The 14,975-nt window shown below is 41.1% G+C and carries 6 protein-coding genes and 1 pseudogene; 6 read left to right on the top strand and 1 reads right to left on the bottom strand.

Going from position 1 to position 14,975, the window contains the following annotated elements; translation table 11 throughout:
• The first annotated feature begins 17 nt into the window (after positions 1-17).
• A complete protein-coding gene (locus QI031_RS28215; RefSeq protein WP_281482868.1) occupies positions 18-2,630 on the top strand; it encodes a CHAT domain-containing protein in 2,613 nt (870 codons plus the stop codon).
• 285 nt (positions 2,631-2,915) lie between these two features.
• On the opposite strand, the gene QI031_RS28220 is transcribed toward QI031_RS28215, so the two are convergent.
• Positions 2,916-3,743, bottom strand: a complete 828-nt coding sequence (locus QI031_RS28220) for a DUF928 domain-containing protein (protein ID WP_281482869.1) — start codon at positions 3,741-3,743, stop codon at positions 2,916-2,918.
• 349 nt (positions 3,744-4,092) lie between these two features.
• On the opposite strand from QI031_RS28220, the gene QI031_RS28225 reads away from it, so the two are divergent.
• The 5 genes and pseudogenes from QI031_RS28225 to QI031_RS28245 all read left to right on the top strand — a co-directional run bounded on the left by QI031_RS28225 (position 4,093) and on the right by QI031_RS28245 (position 14,918).
• Positions 4,093-4,326 (top strand): hypothetical protein, encoded by a 234-nt coding sequence (locus tag QI031_RS28225; protein WP_281482870.1) that lies wholly within the window; start codon positions 4,093-4,095, stop codon positions 4,324-4,326.
• 836 nt (positions 4,327-5,162) lie between these two features.
• A complete protein-coding gene (locus QI031_RS28230) occupies positions 5,163-6,980 on the top strand; it encodes a ShlB/FhaC/HecB family hemolysin secretion/activation protein (protein ID WP_281482871.1) in 1,818 nt (605 codons plus the stop codon).
• 146 nt (positions 6,981-7,126) lie between these two features.
• Complete coding sequence (locus QI031_RS28235; RefSeq protein ID WP_281486146.1) at positions 7,127-9,601, top strand: S-layer family protein; 2,475 nt, start codon at positions 7,127-7,129, stop codon at positions 9,599-9,601.
• 44 nt (positions 9,602-9,645) lie between these two features.
• Positions 9,646-12,129, top strand: a complete 2,484-nt coding sequence (locus QI031_RS28240) for a two-partner secretion domain-containing protein (protein WP_281482872.1) — start codon at positions 9,646-9,648, stop codon at positions 12,127-12,129.
• 84 nt (positions 12,130-12,213) lie between these two features.
• Positions 12,214-14,918 (top strand): annotated as a pseudogene (locus tag QI031_RS28245) (two-partner secretion domain-containing protein).
• The last annotated feature ends 57 nt before the right edge of the window (positions 14,919-14,975 follow it).

Here is a 14,975-nt window from a genome sequence, read left to right on the forward strand (position 1 = left end):
GAAATATGCATCCATTTATGCTGATAAAACGACTCCTGAGATTTGCGGTAACAAATGTAGTTCTATTTACCCTTGCTTTTTCCCTAACTATTATCCCCAGTACATTTGCCAAAAAACCCCAGACAAATTTACTAAATGGATTACACACTCAAAATACTAAACCTTCAACTACAACCCCACAGCAACTTGTCTCTCAAGGAGAAGCGCTTTATCAATCTGGACGCTTTACCGAAGCTGTAAATGTTCTCCAACAAGCTGTTCGTATCTATCAACTAGAAGGCGATAGACTTGCACAAGCCGCAGCACTGACTAACCTCTCTCTTGTATACCAGCAACTCGGCTCGTGGAAAGAAGCTGATGCAACTATTGACAATAGCTTAAATTTACTTGGCTGGGATGAGATCAATCAAAAGTTGAATGTCAGTCATCCAAAATCTGAATTGTTAGAAATTCTGGCACAGACTCTCAATATTCAAGGCGAATTGCAACTAGGACAGGGACAAACTGATGCATCTATAAAAACATCACAACAAGCAGAGCAAATCTGGAAGAAGTTAGGTGACAATGCTGGAGTAACGCGCAGCCAAATTAACCAAGCACAAGCTTTACGAGTTGCTGGTTTTTATCGCCGTAGTTTAAATATATTGAATGAAGTATCTCAACAATTAATTTCTCAACCTGACTCAGTTGTCAAAATAACAGCTTTGCGATCGCTCGGCAATGTCTTACAACAATTAGGCGAACTTGAGTCATCCCAGCAAATCTTACAACAAAGCTTAGAAATAGCTCAACGTCTGCAACTGTCTCCAGAAATTAGTTTAACAGAATTTTCCCTCGGTAATACTGCTAGAGTATTAGATAATACAAAAGACGCGATCGCTCATTATGAAAATGCGGCTTTAACTGCATCCAACCCACTCGCCAAAGTTCAAGCTCAAATCAATCAACTCAGCTTGCTGATCGAAAATGAACAAATAGGACAAGCGAAAACAATAATACCTAAAATCCAATCTCAACTTGCAACTGTGCCTACCACTCAAGCTGGTATTTATGCACGGATCAATTTTGCTCGTACCATCAGCAAAATTGGTGAGCCAAGAAACATCGCCCAGATTCTGGCAGACAGCGTTCAACAAGCCAAGACTATAGGTGATGAGCGTTCTCAATCATATTCGCTTGGCAGTTTAGCAGAAGTCTACGAACAAAACAATCAATGGCAAGAGGCACAGGATTTGACGCAGCAAGCATTGTTGATCGCTGAAAAAATCGATGTTTCAGATATAGCTTACCGTTGGCAGTGGCTGTTAGGACGCTTGCTCAAAGCACAGGGGAATACTGAAGGAGCGATCGCTGCTTATGATACCGCAGTCGCAACTCTTCAATCTCTCCGCACCGATTTAGTTACGGTAAACCGAGAGGTACAATTTAATTTTCGTGATAGCGTAGAACCTATTTATCGCCAGTCAGTAGAACTACTTTTACAACAGAAAGGACGAGGAAAACCAGATTTAAATAAAGTCCGCCAGCGAATTGAAGCTTTGCAATTGGCAGAACTAGACAATTTTTTCCGAGAAGCTTGCTTGAGTAACCAATTTGTGGTATTGGACAAAGTGGTAGACCGCGATCATCCTAATACTGCCATTTTTTACCCGATTATCTTAGATAACCAATTAGAAGTTATCCTCAAGCTTCCCAACCAACCTTTGATACATAAAACTTCTGTAGTGAACCATCAGCAAGTAGAGCAGGCGATCGCCCAAATGCGAGATACGATAGTTCAACCTGAAGCCAATAAGAAATTTCAAGCGGTTTCCCAGCAGCTTTATGATTGGTTAATTAAACCAGTTGCAGATGAACTCAAAAAGAGTGGAGTTAGTACTCTAGTTTTTATCCCAGACGGGTCACTACGAAATATTCCGATGTCTGCATTGTATGATGGCGCATTGTATTTAGTCCAGAAATACGCGATCGCCATTAGCCCAGGATTACAACTATTTACCCCCAAACCTCTAGCACAGTCAAGATTAAACGCTCTTGCTGGAGGACTGTCGCAACCACCTAAAAATGAAGAGTTTGCACCACTTCCCAACGTCAAAGTTGAACTGAAATTGATTCAGCAATCAGGGGTATCAACGACAATATTATTGAATGAAAATTTCAAAAGTACAACTTTAAGAAAAACGATTAACGCCCAACCTTTTAAAGTTGTTCACTTGGCAACTCACGGACAATTTAGCTCTAAAGCAAAAGATACTTTTATCCTAGCAGCCGATAAACGTATCTACGTCAATGAATTAGATAGCTTGCTCAAAAGCAGAGAGCAAAAACGAACACAGCCAGTGGAATTACTTGTTTTAAGTGCTTGCGAAACAGCACAAGGAGATAACCGTGCTGCATTAGGATTAGCGGGAGTTGCCCTGCGTGCTGGGGCGCGCAGTACTTTAGCCTCCCTATGGCAGATTGGGGATGATTCCACTGCTTTGTTTATTAGTCAATTCTACCATCAGTTAATAACTGGCAAAACTACAGCAGAAGCTTTACGCGAAGCTCAATTAAAGCTGCTGTCTAGTTCGCAATACATTCGTCCTCTTTATTGGGCACCTTATGTGTTAGTTGGTAATTGGTTGTAGAGCAATACGCTTGGGTTAAGGAAATTATTGTTAGGGCAGGCAGGGGGAGCAGGGGGAACAGGGGGAGAAATTTTGTAAATTGCTATCATACCTCGATTCAGGAACGTCAAGAAACAGTTCTTGGTATCTTGTTTAATTGATAACTATTTACTATTATTTAGCAAATTCTAGAAATTAAATTATCCAATTTTTACCTCGAAGACAATTATTCAGATTCTTTCCTCCCCTGCCTCAAGAGCCTCCCCTGCTTGCACAGCGAGGGTATATTTTTTAGTTGGAAGTCCCTTATTGCACCAGAGGAGCCGTAGCAACATTATCTAAATTGACAGATTTTAATAGACTTTGCCAATCCGAAACAACAGATGCATCATGAGGATTCTTCTGGCGCAGTTGTGCCAGCATAGTCAGAGAATCAAACCAAATACCTTCTTGTGCATAGATTACAACCTTTTGTTGCGGAGCGACTGCTGTTTGCAACTGCTGCATCATCCGAGAATCTAAATTGACTCTTTGAATGTCTCCTTCTACATAAATAGGAACACTTGCCGTTTGTTGTTGATTGCAAAAGACTTTTAAATACCAGCGATATGTTTTCTCTACTTGCAAAGATTTATTGGATGGAAGAGAAACACCTATGACACCTGGCTTTGGAGGTAGTGCGATCGCATTTCTATAAATATCGTTTTCCTCACTATCTTGTAAGATAAATTCAGCACTAGCTGTTGAATCCTGAGTGTAGGGAACATAAAACCAAAACGTTGGTCGTTGTGAAGTAGTTAGTCCTCCTACAATCTCCGAAATTGGTTTGTCTGTTTTTTTACTAATCTTTTGTTCCTCTTGCAACGGCACTAAAGCAGTAAGTGCAGTTGTCACCGCAGGACAATTATCTCGACTACCCATTCCTGCTCTACGCCCAGAGATTGGACTTAAGCGTTCAGGTGTTTTTGGCAAAACAAAAACTGGTCGGGAGGTAGGTTGTTGGGGTGAAGTTTTACCTTTGGCTGGTTGCACGGGCTGCTTGGTTGTTGCTGGTGGTTTAGTTTGAGCTGTTGCCTTTGCTGGATAATAAGTAACGCTGCTTAAAACAAGAACGATTGCTAACATCCATTTCATATAGGACTCCTATTTGATTTTTGAACACGATTCAGTACATATCTATCCCTTCTTAACTGTTCCCTGTTTCCTGTTTCCTGTTCCCTACCTACACAAATAAATTCGGTAATCAAACCGGATTACTATATTTCTAGATGCTATTAGTAGAAACGTATAGATACTCCTAGACATTTTACTCTCCTATTAAAAAGGAAATTTAGCTGGCAATCCTTTATTTATTAACTATACGTATCAGCACAATGAATTTATGCATAAGCGAGGATATTAATAAATTTTTAGCTACTGATATGAAGTACAAAAAAGTAGCCTTTAATATACAAAGTAGGCATTTTTGTCAAGTATATTAAGGTTGAAACATGGTATTCAAAAAATTGAGCAAGAAGTGTCAAGCTATTATCTTGCTGATGAAATTAAGGGAACTTATCGTGGCATGATGATTGCAATTCCCCCAAGGGAATGGAAGGTTTTCGCAAAAATGAATCTACTTGAATTGACCAAGATACTTCAACATTTGGCAGCTAACGTTAATTTATTTGTTTTTGTGTCCCATCCTCGCACACCAAAAAAACAAGAAGGGCACTAAAACGCACTCGTCCTTCCAAACGACCTCATGTTTCTACAGCTAAAATTCTATCCCAAAAATAATCCAAAAATAGACACCTTGAAAGGGCTGGTTATCACGATGGCTATGCAGAAGATTGAAAAACTTCTAGAAGATATGGGTGATAAAGGGCAGAAACTGTTAACGAAGTATCACTCAAATTAGTTCTGAGGAAAAAACATAAAGCAGATTACCTCCAGGACGAACGCATCTAAATATAGTACATATATACTAAGCAGAGAGTAATCGCAGGTGTTAGAGAGGTTAAGCGATCGCTTTTTTCTTATCTAAGTAGAAATTAGTAATAATTGAGACTTATTATATTGACAAGATGCGTTCGCCCTGTGCTTGCGGGAAACCTTTAAGGAATTTTTAGGACTTATTGTTTTTGCCCAGCCTCGCATAAATGAGAGTTTATACATCAACTTACCTTCGTAAATTGGCAAAGGTATTAATGCAGTACAAGACATAGTTTCTTCTCACTCCTCAAAAATAAGCGAACCGACAGTATTACATCAGCAGTAAAAAATAAAAATAGTATTTATACTGATGGCAGTTGTAAAAAAACACAGCGAATATTATATGGAATGATATATCACTCATTAAAATTTAACTAGATAACTAGCCGCGCAAAATAAACTATAGGAACGTACTTGAATCTTGCTAAATATACTGAGAAACAAACCTTTGTATAGCAAGCTTTTAGGCAATTTGGTTTTTCAGAAATCAAATATGAGTCCTATATTTAGTTAAGTAAAAAAACTTAATACTAAAAGAATATAGCAATTTCAATTGTGTTGAAAAATAACTCAATATTTATGCGTAGGTATGTAGAGGTGAAGAAAGAATTGATAATTTGCCATACGCAAAGACAGCAGTTGGTTTGGAAACATCGTTTAGCAACAACGAAACATTTAACATTCGGCTTTGTTATAGCGGCTGTCTTATGCAACTATCCTCCGGTAATGTCTAAGACGGGCTGTGCTTACGCCCAAACTTCTAATCCTCAAACATTTCCTCCTAGTCCGATAGAAGGTGTCCCTATCACTCCCTTCCCCTCAGATGCGCTATCACAGCCATCAGACCAAGAGCAATTACTTCCTCCTGTGCAACTACCAAACCAGCCAACACCAGAGGATGATCTTAATGCTAAATTCCGGGTTGAGCGCATTGAAGTTATTGGTAGTACAGTTTTCCAACCAAAAGATTTTATCCCGATTACGGCTCCTTTTGTCGAACGAGAAGTATCGTTTGCCCAGTTGTTGCAAGTCAAAGATGCCATCAGTAAACTCTACACTGATAACGGCTATGTCACGACTGGGGCTTTAATCACACCGCAGACTGTAGAAGCTGGAGTAATCAAGATTCAGGTAGTCGAAGGCAGTTTATCAGAAATCAAAATCGTCGGTAATCGGCGATTGCGTAGTCAATACATTCGCGATCGCATCCGCATTGGTGCTAGTAAGCCTCTAAATGTACCACGCTTACTCGAAAAGCTGCAATTACTCCGGCTCGACCCACGTATTAAAAACCTCTCTGCTGAATTGCAAACGGGTATAACTCCAGGAACCAATATCTTACTCGTAGAAGTTGAAGAAGCAGACACCTTCACCACTACAGTCACTTTGGATAATGGGAGGTCTCCTAGTGTCGGCAGCTTTCGGCGGGGTGTAGATGTGCAAGAAGCCAATTTACTAGGGCTAGGCGATACTCTGAGTGTGGGATATACCAATACTGATGGTAGTAATACAGTTGCTGCCAGTTACGCATTGCCAATTAATGCTCACAATGGCACTGTATTTTTTGCTTATAACCAAGGATGGAATAACGTCATTGAAAAACCATTCAGCGTCTTAGATATTCAGTCAAACAGCACTGCTTACGAATTTGGATTTCGACAACCATTATTGCAAAAACCAACCCAGGAATTAGCAGTAGGGCTATCGTTTTCACGCCAAGAAAGCCAGACAAAGTTAGGTCTTGATAATATAGGCGGCTTTCCTTTATCGCCCGGTGCAGACGAGAATGGCAAAACGAAGATTTCCGCCTTGCGCTTTACTCAAGAGTATACCCAACGCAGCAATAGACAAGTTTTTGCAGCGCGATCGCAATTTAGCTTCGGCGTAGATTGGTTCGATGCTAATGTCAATGAAGATGCCCCAGATAGCCGCTTTTTTGCTTGGCGGGGACAGACTCAATGGGTGCGGCAATTTGCCCCAGACACCCTATTATTAGCCAGAGGCGATTTACAACTAGCAGCAGATAGCTTACTGCCTTTAGAGCAGTTTGGGCTTGGTGGACAGTTAACTGTACGGGGCTATCGCCAAGACACATTACTGACAGATAATGGCATTTTGTTTTCATCAGAATTTAGATTTCCGATTGTGCGGGCTACCAAAATCGGAGGAGTTTTACAACTCACACCTTTTATTGATGTCGGTAAAGGCTGGAATACTAAGGGTAATACTCCCTCATCAAGTACATTGGTAGGCGCTGGTTTAGGGCTGTTGTGGAAACAGGGCAATAACTTCTCAGCTAGACTCGATTGGGGAATTCCTCTGATCTCAGTGGATGGTGAAAAGCGTAGTCTCCAAGAAAATGGTTTGTACTTTTCGTTGCAGTACTCACCGTTTTGATAGAAATAACATTCCAGGTGCAAACATCTTTAACTTGTGCTGCTGTTCCCAAGAATTTATAGTACGAAATCAAAACTCTTATTCTGTTAAAAACAATACCTTGATTGGGAACTTTAATACTATCTAGTCAAGGGATTATTAATACTATGAAAGCGATCGCCAATCTGGGAGCATTAACCATTGGGTTTTTAACTTCCGCCTTGGTACTACCAGCCTATTCTCAGGTAACATCAGATGGAAGTACTAATACTACTGTCAACTCAATTAATAATAATTTTACTATTCTTAACGGCACGCAACAAGGTAATAATTTATTTCACAGCTTCAGTAATTTCTCTGTACCGACAGGTGGCTCGGCAAGTTTTGATTTAAAAAACACACCTGACATTACGACTGTATTTAGCAGAGTTACAGGTGGGAGCGTTTCTAATATTGATGGGTTAATTCAAACTCTCAATAGTAATAATCCTGTGAGTTTATTTTTGATGAATCCCGCAGGAATTGTCTTTGGACAAAACGCCAGCTTGAATATTAGTGGCTCATTTGTCGGAACGACGGCAAATAGTATTAAATTTAGCGATGGGACAGAATTTAGCGCTGTTAACCCAAATACAACTCCTTTACTAACTATGAGTGTACCTGTTGGTTTACAGATGGGTAGCAATTCTGGTGCAATTAATGTCCAGAATACAGGACATCTTTTGACGTTCTTAATTCACCCTTTAATTTCTTCTCCAAATACTAGTAATAATCCCGTAGGATTAAGTGTTAACGCTAATAATACTTTGTCATTAGTAGGGGGAAATATAACTTTAGATGCTGGCGTGTTAAATGCACCTTCTGGACATATTGAACTCGGTAGCGCCAATAATGGCACAGTTAGTCTCAATACTTCCACTCCTATTTGGAGTTTTGATTATAGTAATATTCAGCAATTTGGTGATATTCAACTTTCGCATCAATCCCTAACTGATGCTAGTGGTACTCCTGCGGGTTCAATTCACTTTCAAGGACGAAATATTACTTTGAATGATGCTTCTGCTGCCTTATTAACTAATCAAGGAAGTGGTAATGCTGGCAATATTAGTGTGAATGCTAGTGAATCTTTAACATTGCGGGGAATTGGTACTCCTGAATTTCCCCAATCTCTGTTACGTGCTGATAACTTTGGCGATGGCGGAGGGGGTAATATCATCGTTTCTGCCGCAAAACTATTACTTCAGGATGGTGGTTCTCTTCACGGAATCAATTTTAGTGCAGGCCCAGGCAGTAATATTTTTGTAGACATTAAAGATGTGCTTCAGCTTGAGGGTGTATCACCAGTTAGCGGATTTGCTAGTTCTTTGAACACAATTACTAGAGGTTCTGGAAAAAGTGGTGATGTTGGAGTTATTACCAAAACATTGCAGGTTTTAAATGGTGCTGTAATTGGCAATTCTTCTTGGGCAACTGGGATAGGAGGTAATACCATAATTAATGCTAGTGATTTCATTGAAATTAGCGGCGAAAATCCACAAAATTTGGCTGATAGCGTCATAGTTACAGGCACATTCAACCAGGCAAACGCCGGCCAGTTAATTGTTAACACTCCCAAACTGAAGTTACAAGATGGAGGAGGCATAGTTAACTCAACTGTAAATAGCGGTAATGCCGGAGATTTAACTATCAATGTTTCAGATACCATTGAAGTCAGTGGCGCAGGTAGTATTTCCGGTCTTTCTAGCCGCATCGGTGCTAGGGCAGAATTGCTTGCACCACCAATTCGGCAACTATTTGGCTTACCCGATGTAATTACAGGTAATACAGGCACTCTTACTATTAATACCCAAAATTTGCAGATTACAAATGGCGCAATTGTCGGCGTTGATCATCAAGGTGTTGGCAATGCCGGAAAACTAGAAATTAATGCAGGTTCAATCCGGCTTGATAATGGTGGTAGCTTGACAGCAGAAACTTTTCAAGGTGAAGGCGGTAATATTTTTATTCAATCAAATGACTTGATCATGCGTCATGGTAGTTCAATTGTGACGAATGCAGGTGGTATTGGTAATGGTGGCAATATGACTATTAATTCTGCTGTAATCCTCGGTTTAGAAAATAGCGATATTGTTGCCAACGCAGTCCAAGGTAATGGCGGTAATATCAACATTACCACTCAAGGTATTTTTGGACTGCAATATCGTCCCCAACTGACAACAGAAAACGACATCACGGCCAGTTCTCAATTTGGTATCAACGGTACAGTTGATATTAACAATTTTGGTGTTGACCCCAATTCAGGTTTAGTTGAATTGCCAGCAACTGTTACCGACTCGTCCCAACAAATTGCTACAGGCTGTTCTGCAAATACTGGTAGTAGTTTTGTCGCCACGGGACGCGGTGGTGTGCCGCAAAATCCTAATCAAGAAGTGAGGAGCGATCGCACTTGGTCTGATATTCGCAATTTGAACGCATATCGTCAAAATAGCCCAGTCACAGCCAAAATAATAGAAACGCAAGCATCTTTTGTGCAAGCAACTTCCTGGCGACGTAATGCACAACGGAAAATTGAGTTAGTTGCAGATAAATCTATTGCGCCAACACCACAATCATTGACTTGTGCTGCGGTTACTAAAAGCTAATTTTGAGGGAATCCTAAGTACAAGTCTAAATGGAGATGGTGTAAATGAAGGTAACTTCCTTGTACTTGGGTTTGATTAGTGGAATCTTGACAGGTGGGATGATTTTCCCTGCAAATGCACAGGTCACACCAGATGGCACAACTAACACCATTGTCAACTCAAGTGGGAATAATTTTAATATTCTCAATGGGATTGAAAAAGGTAATAATTTATTTCATAGTTTTAGTAACTTTTCTGTGCCTACAGGTGGTTCCGCCAGCTTTGATTTAACTAATACGCCAAATATTACAACTATATTTAGTCGAGTAACTGGTGGAAATGTTTCTAATATTGATGGCTTGATTCAGACTCTCAACGGTAATTATCCTGCCAGCTTATTTTTGATGAATCCTAACGGGATTATATTTGGGCAAAATGCCAAACTGAATATTGGTGGTTCCTTTGTGGGAACTACTGCCAACAGTATTAAATTTGCCGATGGAATAGAATTTAGTGCCACGAATACTAATGCGACACCGTTGTTGACAATGAGTGTCCCCATTGGCTTGCAAATGGGTAATAATCCAACCCCTATTAAAGTTCAAGGTACAGGTCATGCTTTAACAACCGTCAGTACCCTTGCCCCCATCACTCAAAACCCCAGTGCCTCAGAACTGAGGGTAAAACCAGGAAAAACTCTCGCATTGGTAGGAGGCAACTTAAATCTCACCGAAGCAACCTTGAATGCACCCCAAGGGCGGGTGGAATTGGGAAGTTTAAGCGGAGTCGGAATTGTTAATTTGAACCCCATCTTTGAAGGTTATCAGTTAGGTTACGAAACTGGACAAAGTTTTGCAGATATTAACCTCACCCAACAATCCTTGCTGACTGTAGGAGCATTGGCAAGTTTAGGGGCGTTGAATGCTGGTTCAGTACAGTTGCAGGCAAGGCACATTCAACTCAGCGATGGTTCAATTATATTTTCCAAAAATTTGGGAAATGTCGCTGGGGGTAAAATTTTTTTACAGGCTTCGGAAGGGATTGATATTGTTGGTACAACAGCCAATGCTCAAGTTCGTAGTGGTATTCGCTCAGAAGGGTTGAATACTGGCATAGGTTCATCTATTCATCTCATTACTCCTCATTTAACACTTTCACAAGGTGCAGGAGTCAACACCAATGCTTTTGGATTAGCTGCCAGTGGCAACATTCAGATTGATGCTGAGACTGTTGAAGTATCGGGATTCACTCCCCTCATTCCTAATGGAGTCACTTCTGTGACCACGAGTTCCCGAAGTACTCAGTCAGCAGGCAATCTCTCGATTAACAGTAACAATCTACTGGTTTCTGGGGGAGCAGCCATCTCTTCAGTCACATTTGCAGCTGGTTCCACAGGGCAGATAAACATTCGTAGTAAAAATACGACTGTCACGGGAGATAACTCAGTAGGACTCTATAGCAACATTAGTGTAGTGACCTTTGGTACAGGCAATGCCCAAACTTTGACTTTGGATACGAACCGATTACAATTGCTCAATGGAGGAGCGATCGCAACTACGTCTTTCTTGATTGGTGAAGCTGGAAATTTAAACATTAATGCGACGGAATCGATTTTGATTGACGGAAACAGCCAAGCTAACAATAGCAGTATTAACTCAGCCGTCCTTTTCTCTCCAGTATTAATCCAACAGCTATTCAATTTACCAAATATCTTGTCAGCGAATGCCGGAACTGTGAATGTAACCACCCCAACTTTGACGTTGAGCAATGGCAGCGCAATCAGTGTGACGAACGAGGGTACAGGTGATGGTGGCAATATCAATATTACAGCAGATAATATTCAATTAAAAAAGCAAGGCTTAATTCAAGCACAGACAGCATCTGGTAATGGTGGTGACATCAACTTACAAGTAGGAAATTTTTTACTGATGCGCGATCGCAGTAATATTACTGCAACAGCTAATGGTACGGGTAATGGCGGTAATGTTAACATCAATGCACCCGTTATTACTGGATTGGAAAACAGTGACATTATTGCCAATGCAGTGCAAGGACGTGGGGGTAATATTAAGATTGCCACTCAGGGGATTATTGGCTTAGAATACCGTCCTCAAATCACCCTAGAAAACGATATCACAGCTAGTTCCCAATTTGGCATTAGTGGTACAGTACAAGTTAATAATATTGGTGTTGATCCCAATTCTGGCTTAGTCGAATTACCTGCAAACTTAGCAGATCCATCCCAAAAAGTTGCCGCAGGGTGTGCAGATACGAGTGGTAGTAGTTTTGTCGCTACAGGAAGAGGAGGAATACCCCAAAATCCCAGCCAAGATGTGAGGAAAGATCGCACTTGGTCTGATACCCGCAATCTTAATGCATACCGTCAAAATAAACCAGTTACAGCCTTCATCTCTAAATCACCAACAACTACCATTCAAGCAACAGGATGGCGACGTAATGCTCAAGGAAAAGTTGAGTTAGTTGCTGATAATTCTTCTACCCAGGTGCAAACATCTTTAACTTGTGCTGCTGTTCCCAAGAATTTATAGTACGAAATCAAAACTCTTATTCTGTTAAAAACAATACCTTGATTGGGAACTTTAATACTATCTAGTCAAGGGATTATTAATATTATGAAAGCGATCGCCAATTTGGGAGCATTAACCATTGGGTTTTTAACTTCCGCCTTGGTACTACCAGCCTATCCCCAAGTAACATCAGATGGGACTATCAACACCACTGTCAACTCAATTAATAATAATTTTACGATTCTTAACGGTAGACAACAAGGTAATAATTTATTTCACAGCTTCAGTAATTTCTCTGTACCGACAGGTGGCTCGGCAACTTTTGATTTGAAAAACACACCTGATATTACAACTATATTTAGTCGGGTCACTGGTGGAAATATTTCTCGTATTGATGGGTTAATTCAAACTCTCAATAGTAATAATCCTGTGAGTTTATTTTTGATGAATCCCGCAGGAATTGTCTTTGGACAAAATGCCAGCTTGAATATTAGTGGCTCATTTGTCGGGACAACAGCCAACAGTATTAAGTTTGCTGATGGCACAGAATTTAGTGCTGTAAATGCCAATGTAACTCCTTTATTGACGATGAGCGTACCTGTGGGTTTGCAGATGGGAAGTAATGCAGGAGCGATCAAAGTCCAAGGAGCGCCTGCCAACAATTTCCTGTTTCGGATGCCAACATTGTCAACAGCACCAAATCAAACCTTGGCACTGATTGGCGGACAAGTGGATATCAATAGTGCCAATATCTTTGTACCGGATGGTCATGTAGAGTTGTGGGCAATGCAAAATGGTACGGTGAATATACTTACCTCTGGTAACTGGCAATTGGCGAGTTCATCTCCATCACCAACATGGGGTAACGTTACCCTGCAACAGTCATCCTATATCAACACCAGTGGTATAACGGGAGGCGCAATCAACATTCGGGGGCGTGGGTTAACCTTGCAAGATGGCTCAAATATAGAATCTTCCACTGGTGCTAATGGACAAGGGCAGGGTATTACAGTTCAGACTACAGAATTTGTGGATCTACTGGGTGTATCTCATCTTGATAATTATATGTCTCCGGGATTAATGACGAGTGTGACTGGCAGTGGTGCGACGGCTGGAAATATCACGGTGGATACTCCACGATTACGCCTTGCTAATGGAGGATGGGTAAACTCAGTCAACTATGGCACTAACTTTTTTACCTTTGCTGCCATCAACAATGCTAAAACAGGTGACATTTTAATTCGTGCCACCGATGTAGAAATAAGTGGTTATACCCCATATATCAATCCACTTACAGGCGTGAATGTGGCAAGTTTAGTGACAACAGTTGTGATGGGAGGGCAACAGAATGAAAGTGGTGCGATTACGGTAAACGCTGAACGGGTACGACTGCTAAATGGAGGACACCTCAGCACGGATTTGCTGGGCTTTTTGCCGCCTGCATATACGATGGGCAAGGCTGGAGATATTTCTGTGACAGCGACTAAGAGCCTGGATATTCTTGGCACAACTCCAGCTAACTTTAACAGCGCAATTATTAGTTCAATTCAAAACTTGGCTGATGGTCAAGGGGGTAATGTTACAATTAATACAGGTAAACTCACTCTTGCTGGTGGTGGAACCATCTCTAGTCAGATTGCAGGTAATCCGATCGCTGCATTTGCAGGTAGAGGTCAAGCCGGGAATATCACCATTCAAGCTACCGATGTGCAAGTCAGTGATCCCGTGATTGATCTTTTTAGCCAAGCTTCTAGCGGTATCACCGTAGCAGTAGGTGAAAATTCCACAGGCAAGGGGGGCAATATTAATCTAACAGCCGACAACCTGCGCGTGTTCAATGGTGGACAAATTACCTCTTCCACAGATGGCAATGGTGCGGCAGGTAATGTCAACTTGCAAGTTAACAATATTACCGTAGAGGGTATGTCTCAACCCTTAGCTGATGGTCGCATTCTACCCAGTAGCATCACAGCAGCTTCTACTACCACCTCTGATGCTGGTTCAGTTAATCTAGTGGCTAATCGCTCAATGTTCTTGATAATGGTCAAATTTCCGTCAGTAATACAGGTGGTGGCAATTCCGGAAACTTGTTCGTGAATGCCAACCAGATCAAGCTGGAGCAAGGAGGCAGTCTGGTTTCGGAAGTTTCCGCAGGCGATCGCGGTAATATTACTCTCAATACTGATGTTCTACTGATGCGTTATGGCAGTAAAATTAATACCAATGCTACAGGTACAGCTACAGGCGGCAATATCAACATCAATGCACCAATTATTATTGGTTTAGAAAACAGCGATATTACTGCCAATGCCATTCAAGGGGCTGGTGGTAATATTTATATTCAAACTCAGGGTTTATTTGGGCTGAAATTCCGCGATCGCCTCACTCCTGAAAATGATATTACCGCTAGTTCTCAATTTGGAGTAAGTGGCACTGTTCAAGTCAATACTATTGGTGTCGATCCTAATTCTGGATTAGTCGAACTACCTGCAAATGTCACAGATTCATCTCAGCAAATTGCTACAGGCTGTTCTGCAAATACTGGTAGTAGTTTTGTCGCTACAGGAAGGGGCGGTGCGCCGCAAAATCCCACACAAGAAGTGAGGAGCGATCGCACTTGGTCAGATGTTCGCGATATCTCTGGATACCGCAAAACACAACAAGTAACAGCCCAAATACCTGCATCGCCACAAACCCTTGTCCAAGCTACTTCTTGGCGACGTAATGCTCATGGAAAAGTAGAATTAGTTGCGGCACAATCTCCCACACATATACAACCACAATTAACTTGTGCTGCGGTTCCTAATTGACTAGATACTAAAAACACAAAACGAAAAGCAAGTACGAACTGATATTTCAAAACTATT

This window comes from Halotia branconii CENA392, from assembly GCF_029953635.1.
Classification (GTDB): Bacteria; Cyanobacteriota; Cyanobacteriia; order Cyanobacteriales; family Nostocaceae; genus Halotia; species Halotia branconii.